This window comes from Leifsonia sp. Root112D2 (genome assembly GCF_001424905.1).
Classification (GTDB): domain Bacteria; phylum Actinomycetota; class Actinomycetes; order Actinomycetales; family Microbacteriaceae; genus Root112D2.
Window position 1 is genome coordinate 2,362,674 of the sequence record NZ_LMCU01000001.1, and the last position, 19,561, is coordinate 2,382,234.

Consider the following 19,561-nt stretch of genomic DNA (forward strand, 5'->3'; position numbering starts at 1 on the left):
GTGCGCCCGAGAAGAACCGGAACAGGAGAACGGCCATGGCCGTCGTCACCATTCGCCAGCTGCTCGACAGCGGCGTGCACTTTGGACACCAGACCCGCCGCTGGAACCCCAAGATGAAGCGATTCATCCTTACGGAGCGCTCGGGCAGCCACATCATCGACCTGCAGCAGTCGCTTGCCTACATCGACAAGACCTACGACTACGTCAAGGAGACGGTCGCCCATGGCGGCACGATTCTCTTCGTCGGCACCAAGAAGCAGGCCCAGAACGCCATCGCCGAGCAGGCGCAGCGCGTCGGCCAGCCGTTCGTCAACCAGCGCTGGCTGGGTGGTCTGCTGACCAACTTCCAGACGGTCTCCAAGCGTCTTGCCCGCATGAAGGAGCTCGAGGAGCTCGACTTCGAGGGAACCACGAGTGGTTTCACCAAGAAGGAACTGCTGATCAAGAAGCGCGAGCTCGACAAGCTGCACAAGTCGCTCGGCGGTATCCGCAATCTCACCAAGACGCCGAGCGCGCTGTGGGTTGTCGACACCAAGAAAGAGCACCTGGCAATCGACGAGGCTCGCAAGCTCGGCATCCCCGTCATCGCGATCCTCGACAGCAACTGTGACCCCGACGAGGTGCAGTACCCGATCCCGGGTAACGACGACGCCATCCGCTCCGTCGGCCTGCTCACGCGCATTGTCGCGGATGCCGCGGCCGAGGGCCTGATCCAGCGTCACCAGAAGCCTGAAGATTCCGATGCACCCGTCGAGCCGATGGCCGAATGGGAGGCAGAGCTGCTCAAGGCTTCCGAGAGCGACAGCTCGCAGCAGGCCAGCGCTGAGACCGAGAAGGCCGCAGACGCCGACCTCGCCGAGGCCAAGGCGGATTCCGCCGAGGTCGCATCCGAGGCCGAGGCCGTCGTTGCGCCCGAGGCAGAAGCCGCATCCGAGGCAGAGGCCGCGCCCGCCGAGGCCAAGTAGCCCGGTCACCACATACATCTTCGAAAGACAAGGTTTTCAACCAACATGGCAAACATCAGCATCGCTGACATCAAGGCCCTGCGCGAGCAGCTCGGCACGGGCATGGTCGACACGAAGAAGGCTCTCGAGGAGGCCGACGGTGACCTCGAGAAGGCCACCGAGATCCTGCGTCTCAAGGGTGCGAAGGGCAACGCGAAGCGTGCCGATCGCTCCACGAGCGAAGGGCTTGTCGCCGCGAAGGAGAACGGAACAAGCGCCACTCTGATCGAGCTCGCCTGCGAGACCGACTTCGTGGCCAAGGGCGAGAAGTTCATTGCGCTGGCCGACAAGGTTCTCGACGCGGTAGTTGCCGCCGGTGCCACCACGGTGGCCGAGGCCCTCGCGGCCCCGGCCGGCGCGGGCACCGTGGCCGAGCTGATCGACGGTGAGGCCGCGATCATCGGTGAGAAGTTCGAATTGCGCCGCCTGGCGGTCATCTCCGGCGAGCACTTCGCCATCTACCTGCACAAGACCTCTAAGGATCTGCCCCCGCAGGTCGGTGTGGTCGTCGGATACAGCGGAGACGACGCAGAGACCGCACGCAGCATTGCGCAACACATCTCGTTCGCCAATCCTGAGTACCTGACGCGCGACGAGGTTCCTGCCGAAGCGGTCGAGAACGAGCGCCGCATCGTCGAGGAGATCTCGCGCAACGAGGGCAAGCCCGAGGCCGCACTTCCGAAGATCATCGAGGGCCGTCTGGGTGCCTACTTCAAGCAGGTTTCCCTGCTCGAGCAGGACTACGCCAAGGACAACAAGCTCAACGTCGGCAAGGTCGTCGCCGAGGCGGGGCTGAGCCTGTCGGGCTTCGCCCGCTTCAAGGTCGGCGCCTAAGCATCGTGCAGGGGTCCGGATCGCGCACTGCGATCCGGGCCCCTTTTTTCTGCGCGAACGCGCTCATCCCAGTACCTTAGAAATGCCCCTAACCGCAAAGGACGTTGAACGCATGTCAGAAGTCTCGAAACGACGCAGGGTCCTTCTCAAACTCTCCGGTGAGGCGTTCGGTGGTGGCAGCCTCGGCGTGAATCCGGATGTCGTCGGCTCGCTTGCGCGTGAGATCGCCCAGGCCGCGACCGACGTGGAAATAGCGATAGTCGTCGGTGGCGGCAACTTCTTTCGTGGGGCGGAACTCTCGCAGCGCGGCATGGACCGCGGCCGGGCCGACTACATGGGCATGCTGGGCACCGTCATGAATGCCCTGGCGCTGCAGGATTTTCTCGAGCAGGCCGGCGCGGCCACGCGCGTGCAGTCGGCGATCTCGATGACGCAGGTTGCCGAACCGTACATTCCGCGCCGAGCGGAGCGTCATCTGGAGAAGGGGCGAGTCGTGATCTTCGGTGCCGGTGCGGGGCTGCCCTACTTCTCCACAGACACCGTTGCGGCCCAGCGGGCGCTCGAGATCGGCGCCGATGTCGTGCTGCTGGCCAAGAACGGGGTAGACGGCGTCTACTCGGCCGATCCGCGCACCGACCCGACCGCGGTCAAGATCGACCACATCACCTACCAGGAGGCGCTGCAGCAGGGCCTCAAGGTCGTGGATTCGACGGCCTTCAGCCTGTGCATGGACAACAGTATGCCCATGCAGGTGTTCGGCATGCAGCCCGACGGAAACGTGACGGCGGCCATCCTCGGCCAGGAACTCGGCACACGCGTGTCGAATGACCGCGTCAACTAGACTTGCCCCCAGGGCACTGCCCACCTCTCATCCCCAAAGGAGTGACCGTGATCGCGGATGTACTTTCCGATGCGACCCAGCGCATGAGCAAGACCCTGGAAGCGGCGAAGGATGACTTCGGCACGGTGCGTACCGGCCGCGCGAACCCCCAGCTCTTCCAGAAGATCCTCGTGGAGTACTACGGCACGCCGACGCCGCTTGCCCAGCTCGCGTCACTGCAGAACCCGGAAGCGCGCACTCTGCTTGTGACGCCGTACGACAAGACGGCGCTCAAGGAGATCGAGAAGGCACTCGTCAACGTTCCGAACCTGGGTGCAAACGTCGGCAACGACGGCGAGATCGTGCGTGTCACCCTGCCTGAACTTACCGAGGAACGCCGCCGCGAGTTCGTGAAGATCGTGCGTTCGAAGGGCGAGGAAGCCAAGGTGTCCCTGCGCAACATCCGGCGGAAGGCCAAGGATGATCTCGACGCGCTCAAGAGCGAAGTCGGCGACGACGACGTGGCGCGCGGTGAGAAAGAGCTCGAGGCGGTCACGAAGACTCACGTCGACGCGATAGACGAGGCGCTGCGGCGCAAGGAAGCCGAACTCCTCGAGGTGTGAGGCAGCCGCCACCATGACACAGGATTCTTCGGGCGGTCGGGAGCCTTCGAACCCCCCGGCTAAGCGAGAGCGCGCCCGGCGTGAGCATCCCGGGCGCAGCGAGTTCAGTGCACAGATGAAGGCCACACGGGCCGACATCGAACGTCAGGTTCAAGTGCGGCGTGCTCAATTGGATGCCACGAACGAGCGCATCGAGGCGCGCACGGGGCGCAACCTCATTCTGGCGATTCTGATCGGCCTGGGTCTCGGGCTGCTCATGCTGTTCAGTCTCATCGTGATCAAAGAGCTCTTCATGGTCGTGGCCATGGTGTTGGCGGGGTTCGCCACCTTCGAGCTCGCCGGAGCACTGAAGGTCTCCGGGCGTCAGGTTCCGCGTATCCCGACCGTCGTCGCGTCCCTCGCGCTCGTGCCGGCGACGTATTACTGGCATGCCCAGGGGCAGCTGGCCGTGCTGGGCGCCGGCATCCTTCTCGTCTGGCTGTGGCGGCTGGCGGAAGGCTTGAAGCGCTCGCGCCGCATACCCTTGCCCGCGCTGCTGAGGGATCTGGGTGCAGGAGCATTCATTCAGGTCTATGTCGCATTCCTCGCCAGCTTCTCGGTGCTCTTGCTCGCGGAAGACGGTGGTCAATGGTGGACCCTGGCATTCCTGCTGGTGGTCATCCTGATCGATATTTCCGCGTACGCCAGCGGGCTGTTGTTCGGCAAGCATCCGATGGCCCCGACGATCAGCCCCAAGAAGACCTGGGAGGGCCTCGCAGGGGCCGCGCTGGTGAGCATCGTCGCCGGCATCATCCTCTCGACCTTCATGCTGGGGGAGCAGTGGTGGTTCGGATTCATCTTCGGCCCGGTGTTGCTCTTCACGGCGACGATGGGAGATCTTGCGGAGTCGCTGATCAAGCGTGATCTCGGTATCAAAGACATGAGTTCGTGGCTGCCCGGCCACGGCGGTTTCCTGGACAGGCTCGACTCGATCCTGCCCTCTGCCGCGGTGGCGTACGCCCTCTTCCTCATCCTGGGGTGAATGTTTTGACAGAATGGATCGCGTGAGTACATTTCCCCACGCCCGCAAATCCCGACCGGGCTACAACGTCGATGAGGTCGACGCCTTCCTGCAGAAGGCACGCCAGGCCTATGACGGCATCGATCGCGTTTCCCTGAGCAGTGACGACATACGCCACACGGCGTTCGGCATGCGTAAGGGCGGCTATGCGACCGCCGAGGTGGATGTCGCCCTCGAGCGACTGGAAGACGCGTTCGCGTCTCGAGAGCGAGATCTCGCCAAGCGCAGCGTGGGCGAACGCCAATGGCTCGAAACGGCACGCGAGGATGCCCGACAGATCGTGGCCCGCCTTGACCGGCCGGCGAAGCGGCGTTTCCGCCACACCGGCATCCTCAGTCTGGGTTACAGCATCCGGCAGGTCGACGACTTCGCCGAGCGCCTGAAGCTCTATTTTCACGACGGAAAGCCGCTGAACGTCAATGATGTCCGCGCGGTCGTTTTTCAGCCCCAGCGTGGCGGTTACCGCGAGGCGCAGGTGGACCTTCTGCTCGACAGCGTCACGAAAGTCATGCTGGCGGTTCGCTGAGACCCGGCGGTCTGCCTTGGCGAATCGAGCGAAGTCCGTTATGGTTTTGTGATCGTGGGTAGGCATTCTGGAGTGATAGTGCCCCTGACACCGTCAAATCCGGTGGGGGTGTCTCGTCGCAGACCCCATGTGCGGTCTCGAATTCCGCTGGTGCTGTTCTCATTCGTCGCCGCAATGGGCTTTCTGCTCGTGAATGTCGTCGACCCCTACGCCGGCGCAGTGGCCTCCCCGACGTTCAATGCGGCAGATCGATTCGCGGGTCAGGATGCGCAGACCTTTGTGGTCTCGGGGGTCGTTCAGGCGGCCTCGGTGAAGCGCGACAGCTATTCGGTGAAGGAACCGCCCCCGCCACCACCACCGCCGAAGGCCTCCACCTCACATTCATCAGGCGGCATTTCACTGCCGAACGTCGTACCCAATCCGGGCTCCGCGCAGGCATATGCACACACGCAGGTGCTGGCACGCGGCTGGAGCGAGCAAGATTTCAGTTGCCTGGTCGCCCTGTGGAACCAGGAGTCGGGCTGGCGTGTGAATGCCATGAACACGTCGATGGGAAGCAGCCCTTCCACTGCTCCATACGGTATTCCGCAGGCATATCCCGGGGGAAAGATGGCGTCGGCCGGAGCGGACTGGGCCACGAATCCGAGAACCCAGATCAACTGGGGTCTCGGCTATATCGCCGCACGAGGTACCCCATGCAGCATCTGGAACAGCTACGGCGGATCGTACTAACTTACGTGACGTGCTGACGGCGTGATCGGCCGACACCCCTAAGCTGTTCGCATGGAATTCGCCCTGATCGGGGTTGTGGCGATTGTCACGATCGTCGCCGTCGCGGCGTTCGCGAAACAGCTCGGGATCGCTGCACCGCTCGTGCTGGTCGTCGTCGGCATCGCGTTCTCGTTCATCCCCGGCGTGCCGCTGCCGTTCGCAGTGCCGTCCTGGGTGATCCTCTCGGCCGTGCTGCCGCCGTTGCTGTATTCCGCGGCCATTCAGGTTCCCGTCGTCGATCTGCGTCGAAACCTGGGGCAGATCTCGGTGCTCTCCGTGATCCTGGTGATCGTCACCTCCTTCGCGGTGGGCTTGCTGCTGTTCACACTGCTGCACGGCCTCGATCTCGGCGCGGCCATCGCGCTGGGGGCGATAGTGAGTCCAACGGATGCCGTGGCAGCGACATCCATCGCCAAACGTCTCGGACTGCCCACCCGGCTCGTAACGATGCTCGAGGGCGAGGGACTCGTCAACGATGCGTCGGCACTCGTGCTGCTCAAGGCGGCGATCGGCGCGACCGGGGCGGGAATCAGCCTGTGGAACGTGGCCGGCAACTTCGCCTTCTCGGTGGCGGTGGCCATCGTGATGGGACTCCTGGTCGGTTTCGTGACGGTGCGCGTGCGCTCCAGGCTGCGTGACTCGGTGCTCGATACGGCCATCTCGTTCGCCGTGCCTTTCATCGCGTACATTCCCACGGAGGAGCTCGGAGCATCCGGTGTGCTGGCCGTCGTCGTTGCGGGTATCTACTCCGGGCATCACGCCGCAAGTTCCTTCTCGGTGCAGACGCGTCTGAGCGAGAAGCTCAATTGGCGAACCGTGCAGTTCCTGTTGGAAAACGGCGTCTTCCTTCTCATGGGGCTTCAGTTGCGAACCATCGTCGGCAATGTTCCCGACAACGAATTCGGATTGCTGCAGTCGGTTGTCATCGCGCTGCTGCTCTGTGCCGTCATCCTGGTGATCCGGGTTATCTTCGTCGTGCCGCTGGAGTGGAGAATGGCGCGCACGCAGAAGCGAGTGACGGAGTCGGGCGGTCGCATAGCCTCCAGACTCGATGAGCTTCGTGGCAGACCGCAGCCGAAGGGCGAGAAGGGAGCACGTCGCTGGAGCCGTATGCTGCGGTTCTTCGATCGCCGGGAGGCCGATCTTCAGGACATCGTCTCCGATCCGGCGAACTGGAGAGGCGCCGTCGTGCTCAGCTGGGCCGGCATGCGTGGGGTGGTCACCGTTGCCGCGGCTCAATCCCTCGACGGCGATACGCCGTATCGGCCGCAGCTCATCCTCATCGCGTTCACCGTTGCGATCGTCACACTGATCCTGCAGGGCGGAACGCTGCCGTGGCTCATTCGTCGACTCGGTATCCGCGGTTCGGACATTGCCGCGGATCGGCGCTCGCTGGCGCAACTGATTGATGAGATGAGCGAGTCGGGTCTCGCAGCCCTGGAGACGGAGATTCCCGAGAACGACGGGGAGAAGGCCGATGCCGATGTGATCGAGCGTGTGAAGCAGGACACGCTGTTGCGTAGCGCGGCGGCGTGGGAGCGCGCTGAGCGAGCGGAAGTGGACGATCCGGAGTCTGGCCCGCATTACCAGTACCGTGCGCTGAGAAGCCGTGTGATAGCCGCTGAGCGTGCCGCTCTTCTGGATGCACGCAGCAGGGGCAGCTATCCCTCACGGGTGCTGTGGCGTGCCCAGGAGCTGCTGGACGCCGAGGAGGCACGCCTGGCGCAGGGCTTCGGGAGCGCGTGAGGGGCGGGCATCCGTCGATCTAGACTGGTATTCATGCCACGCAGTAACCGACCCCGGGGGCGTCGATCGTCTTCGGCCGACGAGGGCGAACTCGAATTCTCGAGCATGACGACCGGCTGGCGTCGAGTCGAAACCCGGCGTGGCGTCTCGTGGAATGTGCAGCCGGTCTCGGCCGTGAAGGCCGTCAAGACCTATGTCTGCCCGGGCTGCGGCCTCGAGATCACACCGGGCGGCGCACACCTCGTGATCTGGCGGGCGGATGGAGTGCTCGGCGACGCTGCCGATCTCGCCGCCAGGCGGCACTGGCACACGCACTGTTGGAAGATCGGGTAGGGAGCCCCCCACGTGACAGAGACACTCGGCTCGAGCGATCCCGTGGAGATTCGTGGCGGCATCGAGTTGCCCGCGCGCCGTGAAGACATCGAGTTGCACACCAGCGACGGCCTGCGGCTGGTCGGCGAGCTTGCCCTGCCGCAATCCGGCGAACCGGTGGCGACGCTCGTGACGCTGCACCCGCTGCCCACGGGCGGCGGGTTCATGGATTCGCATATTCTGCGCAAGGCGGCCAATCGTCTTCCGGCGCTGGCCAACCTGGCGGTGCTGCGTTTCAACTCCCGCGGAACGCATTCGCCGCGCGGCACCAGTGAGGGTCGCTTCGGTGACGGTGTCGACGAGCGCCTCGATGTTGACGCGGCCATGCGATTCGTGCAGGAGCGCGGCCTGCCGCACCCGTGGCTGCTCGGCTGGTCGTTCGGCACGGAACTCGCCCTCAAATACGGCAGAAAGCAGCCCGTCGACGGAGTGATCCTGCTCTCACCTCCGTTACACAGAACCACGGATGCCGACCTCGAGTCCTGGGCGAATGATCCGCGCCCGCTCATCGCGCTGATACCGGAGCACGACGACTACCTGCGGCCCGCAGAGGCCGCCGAACGCTTCTCCGTGGTGCCCGGTGCCACGCTGATAGCGGTGGCGGGCGGCCGTCATCTCTGGGTGGGGGAGACGCAGACCCGACGGGTGCTCACGGAGATCGTGGCTGCCGTCAATCCCGCGGCGCTGCCGCTGCCGACAGAGATCACCGCCTAGCGGCGTGCCTACAACTCATTCTGTCGGGGAATGACCACCTGCTTGATGATCAACAGGATGGAGGCGGCGACAGGGATGGCGATGAGTGCGCCGAGAATTCCCAGCAGGGAGCCACCGGCCAGCGCGGCGATCACGACGATGGCGCCGGGAACGGACACTGCGCGATTCATGATGTTCGGGCTGAGCACGTATGCCTCGACCTGCATGTAGATGATGTAGTAGATCGCGGCGACCAGAGCGGTGAGCGGAGAGGAACCGACACCGGGAATCAGACAGGTCAGCACGATGATCACCGAACCGGAAAGCGTGCCGACGAGAGGGATCAACGAGAACAGGAACGCCACGACGGCGAGCACGGCCGTGAACGGCGCCCCGATGATCGTCAGGAAGATGAAGCTGAGCACACCATTGCAGAGTGCCAGCGCCACTTGGCCCATCACGTAGCGCCCCACCGACTGGGTGATCTGTTCGCTGATGTCCGCGAAACGCGCGCGCTTGGATGCCGGTACCAACTGGTACATGCCACGTTTGATCGACGGCAGCGACGCCGTGAAGTAGATGGTGAGGATCACGATGATGAGACCACCGAACGCCCCGCTGACGATCGAGAAGCCGACGGCGAGCACTCCGCTGGCCAGCCCGGAGATCTTCGAGGGGTCTGTCACGAAGGCGGTGATGCTGTTGATGACGGAGTCGACGTTCTCCTTGCCGAATTGGTGGTTCAGCGCCCCGATCCAGTCCTGCTTCTGAACCGTGTCGACGATGCCGGGAATCTGGCGGACCAGTTCGCCGATCTGTGTGGTGATGATGGGCACGATGGCCAGCAGCACCCCGACGAATGCCGCGAGAACGACGACGAGCACGGTGAGGATCGCCGCCCAGCGCGGAAAGCGGAGCTTCTCCAGCAGCGTGATGGCAGGGTCAAGGCCCAGTGAGATGAACAGCGCCGCGCCGATGTAGGTGATGATCGTCGTGAGGCTGACGATCGAGGTCAGGATCAGAAAGCCGAGCCCGACCCCCAGCGTGCCAACCAGGCCCAGACGAAATGCGTTCTGAATCTTCATAGTGTTCCCCGTCCCCCGGTGAAGTCGAACGTCAGCTCGGTTCTGCAGTCGCCTTCTCCGCCTGCGTCAATACCCCGCGCAGGGATTCGAAATAGCCGGCAACGGCATCTCGCTCGATCCTAATCTGTGAGAGCCGATCTTCGGCATCCGCCACGAGGGTTCGCGTTCGCTGTTCGGCCTCTTCGATCAGGGCGTCGGCGCGCTCCTGCGCCAGTGCGACGATCTCGGATGCTTCAGACTGCGCCTGGGCGCGCGCCGCTTTGACCTCGGCACGGGCAGCCTCCTCGACGCTGTCAGCCTCTGTCCGCTTCTCGGCGGCGTGGCTCGTGGCCGCGGACAACTGCTCGTTGGCGTCATCGAGGTATTTCTGCGTCTGGGACACGGCCTCCTGGTGTCGGGCGAGGTGCTCCTTCTCGGCCTCGTCCCGGCGCGACTTGAGTTCGATGTCGAGGTCGATCCTGGCCTGCTCGATCTCGCGAGTGCGCTTGTCAACGTCGTCATATGCCACCGTGCGCATCGACGAGAGCTCGGCCTCCAGGTCGATCCTGGCCTGTTCGCTGGAGCGAACAAACTCTGCTCGCGCCGTGTCGATCTCCTGCGTGAGCTCGGCTCGGGCCTGTTCGGCCTCTTTCGCCAGATCGGCGCGCAGCTGCTCGGCCTCAGCCGTTGCCGTCGCTCGGCCCTGCTCGGTCTCGGTGGCAAGCGCCGCGGCATTCTGTTCGCGTTCGGCGGCCAGGGCCGCCCGGGCCTGTTCGGTCTCATTGGCGAGGTCGGCTCGGGCCTGAGCGATCTCACCGGCGAGATCGGCGCGTGTCTGCGCCGATTCGGCGGCCAGGTCGATTCGAGTCTGTTCGGCATGTTTGGCCAGATCGAGCCGGGTCTGCTCGGTCTCGGCGGCCAGATCGTGCCGACTCTGCTCCTGTTCGCTCGCGAGAGCGATGCGGGCCTGTTCGGATTCGTGTGTCCATTCCGAGCGCTGCTGCGCCAGTTCACGTGCGACGCGCGCGCGCGTCTCTTCCGTTTCGCGAGAGAGCCCCTCTGCCTCGTCGCGCGCGGAGGCGGCCGTTCGGGCAGCCACTACCGTCATCTCAGCCGCCTCGCGCTCCGCATCGGCGCGCAGGGCGGCGGCCTCCCTCTTGCTCGTCGCTCGCAACTCCGCAGCCTCCGTGGCTACCGCACCGCGAATCGCCGCCGCCTCGCGCAAGGCATCCTGAACCAGCGTTTCCTTCTCGTTCTGTGCCTTGACGAGAATCTCGTGCGCCTCGATGCGAGCGTCTTCGAGGGTGGTCTCGGCGCGCGCCTGGGCGTCGGAGAGCGCACGCCTGGCCTGTTGCGCGGCGGTCTCGCGGATCTTCTCGATCTCGGCTGTCACAGAACCGCGCAGCTTCTCGGCGTCGATGTCGGCCTGGGCGATCAGGCGTGTCGATTGCTCCTCGGCTACGCGCAGGGTGTTCTCGAGTTTCGTGCCCAGACCGGAGAAGGTCGGGCTGCCGACCTCTTCGATCTCCGCGTTGAGTTCATCGATACGCGCGGAAAGTCGTTTGATCTCTTTGCTCGAATCGGCGCTCTGCGTGTTCGCCTTGATCAACTCGCGACGAAGGTCCTGAACGGCCCTCTCGACCTCGTCTTTGTCATAGCCTCGGAATACCTGCGTGAACTCTGCGTCGTCGGTAGCCACTGTTTCTCCCGGTTCCTGGGTGTGCAGGCGGGGATCAGCCCTGCAAGTCTGAGACGATTTTAGTCGCCAGCACCCTCCGCCGCATCCGCGGTGCGCCAGACGGTCGATACAGGCCGCGTTTAGGCGGCACTCAGACTCGCCCGGTATCGTTGACTGTCTTTGTTGTTGCCATTCGCCGTGCGACCGTTTTCCGATGATCGTTCGCCTCGCGCATCCGCGCCCCGCCAACCGGGAGCGGCCCCTAGGAATGGCACCACAGGAAGGGTTCAAGTGCGTTTCGTACTCGCAATCGTGGCGTTCGTCGTCGCGGCAGCCATGATCGGTGTGGGCCTCGCCCAACGAACGGTATGGGCGCCTTCCAGCGACATCAGCGTCGAGACGACGGTTGCCGGCGGTGCCCCGTTCACGGTCATCGACGGCTCCGTCCTGAACTCGCACCCGAACCAGCAGACGCTCACGGTTTCCGGCTCTTCGAAGGCCTTCGTGGCATACGGCCGCACCGATGACGTGCGGGCCTGGCTGGGCGATCAGCCCTACGCGAACCTCACATACAACGCGGCAGACAACGTGCTGAGCTCCAAGCTGGTCAAGCCGAAGGCGCAGAACTCGACGCCCGGCGACAACTCGACGCCCGATCCGACCAGTACGACACCCACCAGCTCACCGCCGGCCAGCACAGCATCGACGAGCACCGCGCCAGCGACGTCGACGCCCGCGCCGAGTGAGGCCGCGGCCACGCCCGCACCGAATCCGGCGGGATCCGACCTCTGGCTGGAGGAATACACGGGCACGGATGCCGCGGTCACGCGCATGAACATCCCCGACGACGTGAGCGTCATCATCGCCAGCGACGGAACGGCACCCGCGCCCGACAGGGTGCGCATCCGCTGGCCCGTCGACACGGCAACGCCGTGGGCCGGCCCGCTGATCGCGGGCGGCGTTCTCGTGCTCCTCCTCGGCTTTGTGCTGCTGTTTCTCGGACTGAACAACATTCGTCGCTCGCGCGGCCCGCGTCGATCGAGCGGCCCCAAGATGCCCAAACTGCCCAAGGCCCCGAAGTATCGGCCGAGCAAGGTCACGGAGTCCAGCCGTCGAGGCCGGCGTTCACGGCCGCGCCCTCGGCGGAGAATGGTTGCGGCGTTCTCGACTCTCGGGCTCACGGCGCTGCTGCTCTCGGGGTGTTCAGCCGATTACTGGCCCGATTTCTCCGCCGGTTCGACGCCGGTCGCGACGCCGACCGCGCTGAACACGGATGCTGCATCACTCGGTAAGAACGCACCGTTGCCGGTGGTCACCGTGCCGCAACTGCAGAAGATCGTCGCAAAGGTCTCCACCCTCGCGGCCACCACGGATTCCAACCTGAAGTCTGCAGACCTGGCCAGTCGATTCGCAGGCCCCGCCCTCGCGCTGCGCACCGCGAATTACGCCGCACGCGCCAAGAATTCGAAGATTCCTGCTCCCGCCGCCATTCCGGCCGGCCCGCTTGAAGTCTCACTTCCGCAGGCGACGGATGCGAAGACCTGGCCGCGTGTGGTGGAAGCCGTGGTTCAGAACACGGGAGACGCGAAGCAAGCGCCCATCGCCCTCGTGCTCGTGCAGCAAACGCCGCGAGAGAACTACCTGGTGAACTACGCAATAACGCTGGAACCGCACACCTCGCTGCAGGACCTTGCCCCGGCCAGCATCGGAACGCCTCTCGTGCAGCCGGACTCGAAATTCCTGCTCATGCCACCGGCCCAGATCGCCAGTGCTTATGAAGACATCCTGACGAACGGGGACAAGAGCAAATACGCACCGTTGTTCGACGAGAAGAAAGACCTGCTCGCCGTCGATGTCGGTGCCGCATACAAGGCCAAGAAGAAGGCGGCCCTGTCCAAGACGGCCTCGCTGACCTTCAGTAGTGCTGTCGGCACGGCACCGCCCATCGCGCTGGCCACCAACGATTCGGGAGCCATAGTGACCGTTGAACTCACCGAGAGCGAAACGCTCAAGGTGGTCGAATCCGGGGCCGAGGTGAACGGTGGTGAGACGGCGGCTGCGTTGACCGGAAAGACCACCAGCAAGACCGGTTTCGTATCGACATACGGTTATCAGCTCATGTTCTACGTTCCGCCGGCCGGATCGACCAAGAAGATCACGCTGCTCGGCTTTAGCCAGGGCATCATCGCAGCTACGGAGTTGAAATAGTGAGTAACGTTCCCCCCTCGGTCGGCAACCTGCGCGGAGCCGTCGATCTCTCGTCCCTCGTGAACAGGGCTGCCGCGCCGGCATCGGGCACAGCCGCGGCACCGTCGACAACGGTTCCGCTTCCCGGTCTGGTTTTCGAGGCGACCGACGCCACGTTCAACGATTTTCTCGACCTGTCGATGACGGTTCCACTCATCGTGGAGTTGTACTCGCCGAGAAGTGAACCCGGTACGCAGTTCTCGGTGACCCTCCAGCGTGTGGTGACCGAGTACGCGGGGCGTCTCGTGCTTGTGCGCGTCGACGCCGATGCCAATCCGCAGCTCACGCAGGCCTTCCAGACGCAGGCCGTTCCCACCGTCGCGGCCCTCATCGGAGGCCGCCCGGTCGCCCTGTTCAGCGGCACGGTTGACGAGCAGCAGCTGCGTGAGGTCTTCGATCAGGCGCTTCAGCTGGCCGCCCAGAACGGCGTCACCGGCGCGGCGGTTGTCGAGGGGTCTCCGGATGCCGGCACCGAGGCATCCGCAGAACCGGCGGAAGAGACGCCGACGCCGCTGCCACCGCACCACGCCGAGGCGTATGCGGCCATCGAGCAGGGCGACTACGACACGGCCATCGAGGAATACAAGACGGCCATCGCCCAGGATCCCCGTGACACCATGGCGGTTGCGGGGCTTGCCCAGGTGGGGCTGCTGGCCCGGCTGAAGGGTACGGCGGCCGCGCAGATTCGTGCCGCCGCCGCCGAGGCGCCGAGCGATCCGCAGGCGCAATTGCTCGTTGCCGACCTCGATGTCTCGGGCGGCCACCTCGAGGATGCGTTCGGTCGCCTGCTCGACCTGTTCCCGAAGCTCGACAAAGACGCGAAGGACGCCGTTCGCGTGCGCCTGCTGGATTATTTCGAGATCGCCGGTGTGGATGACCCTCGGGTGGCCAAGGCCCGGTCTAGGCTGGCGGCGCTGCTCTACTAATCCGTTCGTCGCCCGCAGGGAGTCCCACAGGTGTCACGTGTTCTTGTCGTCGGAGGAACAGGACTGGCCGGACGCGCAGTCGTCACCGAGGCATTGAGCCGTGGCCACCAGGTCGTCGTCGCCAGTCGTCGCGTTCCCGCCGAGGGGAGCGAGGCTCGGCTCGATGGCGCCGAATATTATGCGGTCGACCTGGTTGCGGCATCCGGATTCGACGAGGCGCTCGAGGGTGTCGACGTGCTCATCGACACCACGAACGGCATGTCCCGCTCGTCGCGGGAAGTCTTCACGGTCGGTGCCCTTAATCTGATGCATGCGGCGGCCCGCTGGGGAATCGAGCGCGCGGTGCTGCTGTCGATAGTGAATGTGGACCGCTCCAACTACGTCTACTACCGGGCCAAGACGGCTCAGGAGAACGTGTACAGGCAATCGCTGCTGGAGACGCGCGTGGTTCGGGCGACGCAGTTTCACAACCTCGTCGGGTCGATCTTCAAGGCGGGCGCCCGCCGCGGGCTGATACCTGCCTTCTCGGGCATCCGGCTGCAACCGATCGACGTGGCCGACGTCGCTCGCATCCTCGTGGATACGGCGGAGGGCGTCGGACCGGCCAACACGACGTTCACCGTTGGCGGCCCTGAGGTGCTCGGCATGCGCGACATGGCGGTGCTGTGGAAGCACGCCGTCGGCTCCCGTGCGCTGATCGCACCGCTGCGCATGCCCGGCGAACTCGGTAAGCTCTGGCGCTCCGGTGGCGCGCTCGTGATCGAGCACTCGGTCGGGCAGACAACGTTCTCGCAGTGGCTGGCGGCGCAGACCGCGTCGCGCACGCCATAGTCGCTACCGTCGCCGGTCACCGCGCCGGGGTTACCGTACCGGGCGCAGCCAGAGTGCTCCGAGCGGTGGCAGCGTCAGCTCGGCGGATGCCGGCCGTGAGCCCCACGGTTCCGCGCTTGCCGTGACCCCGCCCAGATTGCCGACACCGGAGCCGCCGAACTCGGCGGCATCCGTGTTCAGGGCCTCCTCCCAGCGCCCGGCGAAAGGCAGACCGACCCGGTAGTTGTCGTGTGGAACCCCGGAGAAGTTCATGATGGCCACGAGTGGCTTGCCCTCGCGATCCCAGCGCAGGAACGAGACAACGTTGCGTTGCGCATCGCCGCCGTCGATCCACTCGAAGCCGCCGGGCTCGTTGTCCCGTGCCCAGAGCGCGGGAGTGTCGCGGTAGACCCGGTTCAGCTGTGCGACGAGCTCGAAGAGGCCGCGATGCGCCGGCTGGTCGAGAATCCACCAGTCCAGCCCGCGTTCCTCGCTCCACTCGCTGGGCTGGCCGAATTCCTGACCCATGAACAGCAGTTGCTTGCCGGGGTGCGCCCACATGAAGGCGAGATAGACGCGCACATTTGCCAGCTGCTGCCAGTGATCTCCCGGCATCTTGCCCAGCAGGGAGCCCTTGCCGTGCACGACCTCGTCGTGGCTGATCGGCAGCATGAAGTTCTCGCTGAACGCATAGACGAACGAGAAGGTGATCTCGCTGTGGTGGTAGGCGCGGTACATCGGGTCTTCCTGCATGTACTGCAGCGAATCGTGCATCCAGCCCATGTTCCACTTGATGCCGAATCCGAGCCCGCCGCTTGAGGTGGGCGCCGTCACGCCGGGCCAGCTCGTGGACTCCTCGGCGATCATGAGGGTGCCGGGGTTGCGCTTGTACGCGGTGGCCGTCACCTCCTGCAGCAGCGCGATGGCCTCGAGGTTCTCGCGCCCGCCGTGGATGTTCGGTTCCCACTGGCCGTCTTCGCGCGAGTAGTCCAGGTAGAGCATGGATGCCACGGCGTCGACGCGCAGACCGTCGACATGGAATTCCTCCAGCCAGTACAGGGCGTTGGCGACGAGAAAGTTGCGCACTTGGCTCTGGCCGAAGTCGAAGACGTATGTGCCCCAGTCCTGGTGCTCGCCGCGGCGCGGGTCCGCGTGTTCATACAGCGCCTGGCCGTCGAAGCGGCCCAGCGCCCACTCGTCCTTGGGAAAGTGGCCGGGAACCCAGTCCATGATCACGCCGATGCCGGCCTGGTGCAGCCGGTCGATGAGATAGCGCAGGTCGTCCGGATGCCCGAAGCGGCTCGTCGGTGCGTAGTAGCCGGTCACCTGGTAGCCCCAGGAACCGCCGAACGGATGCTCCGCCAGGGGCAGGAACTCCACGTGCGTGTACCCGAGCTCGCCCACGTACTCAATGAGGTGGTCGGCGGCCTCCCGGTAGCCGAGCCCCGGCCGCCAGCTGCCGAGGTGCACCTCGTAGACGCTCAGGGGGCCGTCGTGCGGGTCGTTCGAGGCGCGGGCGGCCAGCCACGCGGCATCCGCCCATTCGTAGCTGCTGGAGCCGATGACGGATGCGGTGGCCGGCGGCACCTCCGTGAATCGGGCCATCGGGTCGGCTCTGCGCACCCATTCGCCATTCTGGCCGAGCAGCTCGAACTTGTATGTACCCGCGGTGAGGCCGGGCACGAACAGCTCCCATACGCCCGTGGGCCCCATGGAGCGCATAGCGTGCTTGGTGCCGTCCCAGCCGTTGTGGTCGCCTATCACGCGCACGGCACGGGCATGCGGGGCCCACACGGTGAACGCCGTGCCGCTCGTCGCCTTCTCGATGCCGGTGTGCTCGATGATGTGCGCGCCGAGAGCGCTCCAGAGCTGCTCGTGCCGGCCCTCACCGATGAGGTGCAGATCGAGTTCGCCGATCGTGGGGGAGTAGCGGTATGGATCGTCGTCGAGCCACGCCGGGGCATCCGGGTAGCGCGCCTCGATGAGGTAGTCCTGCAGGCCGAGCAGGCTGAACCCCTGCCAAATTCCGTGAGCCAGATGACTGAGCTCGATGCGGGCGCCAGTGGCGAGCACCGCCGTCACCTCGGAGGCGAGCGGGCGCAGCGCACGGATGACCGTCACAGGGTCGGCCACGCCAGCCGCGGCAACGAGATGCTGGCCGAGCACCGCGTGCGGGTCGTGGTGGGCGCCGGCGGCAACCGCGGCCAGCATCCCGTCATCGAGCTCTGGCAGGGCGAGGGCGGCGTGGCCCTCGGGAATGACGGTCATTGCTCTGCCTTCCTGGAGAGAGAGGGGCTCTGTCGAACGTGAAGAATATGCACCGGCTCGCCGAAGGCATCCAGCCGAACGTAGTTGTCAGCGCCCCAGATCCAGACGGCGCCCGTCACCAGGTCCTCGACCTCGAATGTCGCGCCGGCCCGGATGCCGAATTGCTCGACATCGAGATGCACGATCGTCTCGCGCACGGAATGCGGGTCGACGTTCGCGACGACGATGATCGCATCCGCCTCGCCGTCCGCCGTGAACGCGCCGTCGAGATACTTGCTGTAGACGAGAATCGACGTATCGTCGCTGTCGTGCACGTGCAGGTTGCGCAACTGCCGCAGCGCCGGATGCTCACGCCTGATGCGGTTCAGCAGCGCGAGAGCCGGGGCGAGCGAGCGGCCCTCTGCCTCCGCACGGGCGTAGTCGCGGGGGCGGAACTCGAACTTCTCGTTGTCGATGTACTCCTCGGCGCCCGCTCGAGCCACCGATTCGAAGAGCTCGAACCCCGAATATACGCCCCAGATCGGGGCCGCGGTTGCGGCGATGGCGGCGCGAATCCAGAACGCCGCAGGGCCGCCGAACTGCAGGTACTCGGTGAGAATATCCGGGGTGTTCACGAACAGGTTCGGGCGCAGAAAATCAGCCGTCTCGTGGGCGAGCGAGTCGAGAAACTCCTCGAGTTCCTCGCGCGTGTTGCGCCAGGTGAAGTAGGTGTACGACTGCTGAAAGCCCACCTTCGCGAGTGAATGCACGATGTCCGGCCGGGTGAACGCCTCGGCCAGGAAAATTACGTCGGGCTGCTCAGCGTTCACCGTGTGAATCAGCCACTCCCAGAAGTCCAGCGGCTTGGTGTGCGGGTTGTCGACACGGAAGATGCGGATGCCGAGAGCCATCCAGTGTCGAACGATGCGCAGCACCTCGGCGCGGATGCCTTCGGGGTCGTTGTCGAAGTTCACCGGGTAGATGTCCTGGTACTTCTTCGGCGGGTTTTCCGCGTAGGCGATCGAGCCGTCGGGCAGCGTCGTGAACCATTCCGGATGCGCCGCCACCCACGGGTGGTCGGGCGAGGCCTGCAGAGCCAGGTCGATGGCCACCTCGAGGCCGGCGGTCTTCGCCCTGCCGAGGAAGAACCTGAAGTCCTTCTCGCCGCCGAGTTCGGGGTGAATCGCATCGTGGCCGCCGTCGGTGGAGCCGATGGCCCACGGTGAGCCGGGGTCGTTGGCGCCGGCGGTCAGCGTGTTGTTCGGCCCCTTGCGAAAGGCCGTGCCGATCGGATGTATCGGCGGCAGATAGACCACGTCGAAGCCCATGGCGGCGATAGCGGGCAGCCGCTTCGCCGCGGTGCGGAAGGTGCCCGACTTCCACGAGCCGTCCGCGTTCTTCTTCGCCCCCTCCGAGCGGGGAAAGAACTCATACCAGGCGCCGACGCCGGCGCGGTCCCGCTCCACGAGGATGCTGCGGCTCGCCGAGAACGATTCGAGGCTCGCAAGCGGGCGAGTGTCCGCGGCTCGCTGCAGTTTTGGGTCAGAGAGCAGGGCGAAGCGGGTTTCGGGCGGCGTGGTCGCGTCGGCAAGCGTCGCCGCGGCCGCCGCGAACAGCCGCCGTTCGGCGGCCGGTCGCGTCTTGTCTACTGCGGCCGTGGCAAGCATCCGCGAACCGATGGCGTACATGACCTCCACGTCGATCCCCGCGGCAATCTTGATGCCCGCATCGTGCACCCAGGTGGCGAAATCGTCGGCGTATGCCCGCACGCGGTACGTCCACGTGCCCTGCTCGTCAAGCCGCACCTCGGCCTGCCAGCGATCGAGGCCCTTCGTGACAAGCGACATGCGGTGCTCGCTCGTGGTGCCTGCCGGGCTCGTCAGCAGCAGGGTGACCCCGATGAGGTCATGCCCCTCGCGGAACGCCGTCGCACGAAACGGCACCACCTCGCCTTCGAAGGCCTTCGCGGGCCAGAGTCCACCCTCCACGGCCGGTGTCACGTTCAGTATCGGTATGCGGCCGATCGCCGGTCTGAAGGCCGCGCTCGCGGCATCCGGTGCCGGCACGGCCGGCTTCGTCGTGCGTGCAGTTTCCCCAGTCTTTGCCACAACTTCGACCGTAGTGCCCTGCGCCCGAGTTG

Annotated in this window: 17 protein-coding genes; 13 read left to right on the top strand and 4 right to left on the bottom strand. The window is 65.2% G+C overall.

The window, feature by feature from the left end:
- Positions 1-35: 35 nt before the first annotated feature.
- The 10 genes from rpsB to ASC63_RS11000 all read left to right on the top strand — a co-directional run bounded on the left by rpsB (position 36) and on the right by ASC63_RS11000 (position 8,470).
- Positions 36-965, top strand: coding sequence for a 30S ribosomal protein S2 (gene rpsB / locus ASC63_RS10955; protein ID WP_055813059.1), 930 nt, complete (start codon positions 36-38; stop codon positions 963-965).
- Positions 966-1,010: 45 nt separating this feature from the next.
- Positions 1,011-1,838: a translation elongation factor Ts gene (tsf, locus tag ASC63_RS10960; RefSeq protein ID WP_055813061.1), complete on the top strand. Its 828-nt coding sequence runs from the start codon at positions 1,011-1,013 to the stop codon at positions 1,836-1,838.
- Between the two features lie 112 nt (positions 1,839-1,950).
- On the top strand, positions 1,951-2,679 hold the full coding sequence (gene pyrH / locus ASC63_RS10965; RefSeq protein ID WP_055813065.1) for a UMP kinase: 729 nt from the start codon (positions 1,951-1,953) through the stop codon (positions 2,677-2,679).
- Between the two features lie 47 nt (positions 2,680-2,726).
- Complete coding sequence (gene frr / locus ASC63_RS10970) at positions 2,727-3,281, top strand: ribosome recycling factor (protein WP_055813068.1); 555 nt, start codon at positions 2,727-2,729, stop codon at positions 3,279-3,281.
- Between the two features lie 115 nt (positions 3,282-3,396).
- Complete coding sequence (locus ASC63_RS10975) at positions 3,397-4,302, top strand: phosphatidate cytidylyltransferase (RefSeq protein WP_055813070.1); 906 nt, start codon at positions 3,397-3,399, stop codon at positions 4,300-4,302.
- Positions 4,303-4,315: 13 nt separating this feature from the next.
- Positions 4,316-4,867, top strand: coding sequence for a DivIVA domain-containing protein (locus tag ASC63_RS10980; protein ID WP_200936847.1), 552 nt, complete (start codon positions 4,316-4,318; stop codon positions 4,865-4,867).
- Positions 4,868-5,017: 150 nt separating this feature from the next.
- Positions 5,018-5,599 (top strand): hypothetical protein, encoded by a 582-nt coding sequence (locus tag ASC63_RS10985; protein ID WP_055813073.1) that lies wholly within the window; start codon positions 5,018-5,020, stop codon positions 5,597-5,599.
- Positions 5,600-5,650: 51 nt separating this feature from the next.
- Complete coding sequence (locus tag ASC63_RS10990; RefSeq protein WP_055813076.1) at positions 5,651-7,384, top strand: cation:proton antiporter; 1,734 nt, start codon at positions 5,651-5,653, stop codon at positions 7,382-7,384.
- A 33-nt stretch (positions 7,385-7,417) separates the two neighbouring features.
- The gene (locus ASC63_RS10995; RefSeq protein WP_055813078.1) at positions 7,418-7,717 is read left to right on the top strand and encodes a hypothetical protein; all 300 of its coding nucleotides are present in this window, start codon (positions 7,418-7,420) and stop codon (positions 7,715-7,717) included.
- Between the two features lie 42 nt (positions 7,718-7,759).
- On the top strand, positions 7,760-8,470 hold the full coding sequence (locus ASC63_RS11000) for an alpha/beta hydrolase (protein WP_055815406.1): 711 nt from the start codon (positions 7,760-7,762) through the stop codon (positions 8,468-8,470).
- Between the two features lie 8 nt (positions 8,471-8,478).
- Here ASC63_RS11000 and ASC63_RS11005 read toward each other — a convergent pair whose 3' ends face one another.
- Positions 8,479-9,534, bottom strand: a complete 1,056-nt coding sequence (locus tag ASC63_RS11005) for an AI-2E family transporter (protein WP_055813081.1) — start codon at positions 9,532-9,534, stop codon at positions 8,479-8,481.
- A gap of 31 nt (positions 9,535-9,565) precedes the next feature.
- On the bottom strand, positions 9,566-11,212 hold the full coding sequence (locus tag ASC63_RS11010) for a hypothetical protein (protein WP_055813084.1): 1,647 nt from the start codon (positions 11,210-11,212) through the stop codon (positions 9,566-9,568).
- 270 nt (positions 11,213-11,482) lie between these two features.
- On the opposite strand from ASC63_RS11010, the gene ASC63_RS11015 reads away from it, so the two are divergent.
- From ASC63_RS11015 to ASC63_RS11025, 3 genes are read left to right on the top strand one after another with little or no spacing between them, the layout of a single operon-like run.
- Positions 11,483-13,399, top strand: a complete 1,917-nt coding sequence (locus ASC63_RS11015) for a hypothetical protein (RefSeq protein WP_055813089.1) — start codon at positions 11,483-11,485, stop codon at positions 13,397-13,399.
- Entirely contained in the window at positions 13,399-14,364 is a 966-nt protein-coding gene (locus ASC63_RS11020) for a tetratricopeptide repeat protein (RefSeq protein ID WP_055813091.1), read from the top strand. Before ASC63_RS11015 ends, ASC63_RS11020 begins: the two co-directional genes overlap by 1 nt.
- Positions 14,365-14,394: 30 nt before the next feature.
- A complete protein-coding gene (locus ASC63_RS11025) occupies positions 14,395-15,195 on the top strand; it encodes an SDR family oxidoreductase (protein WP_055813094.1) in 801 nt (266 codons plus the stop codon).
- A gap of 30 nt (positions 15,196-15,225) precedes the next feature.
- Here ASC63_RS11025 and glgB read toward each other — a convergent pair whose 3' ends face one another.
- Both glgB and ASC63_RS11035 read right to left on the bottom strand, forming a co-directional pair.
- Positions 15,226-17,442 carry a 1,4-alpha-glucan branching protein GlgB gene (gene glgB / locus ASC63_RS11030; protein WP_055813097.1) on the bottom strand — a complete coding sequence of 739 codons (2,217 nt, stop codon included), beginning with the start codon at positions 17,440-17,442 and terminating at the stop codon, positions 15,226-15,228.
- Positions 17,439-19,409 carry a maltotransferase domain-containing protein gene (locus ASC63_RS11035; protein ID WP_055815408.1) on the bottom strand — a complete coding sequence of 657 codons (1,971 nt, stop codon included), beginning with the start codon at positions 19,407-19,409 and terminating at the stop codon, positions 17,439-17,441. The genes glgB and ASC63_RS11035 overlap by 4 nt, the downstream gene beginning before the upstream one ends.
- Positions 19,410-19,561: the final 152 nt, after the last annotated feature.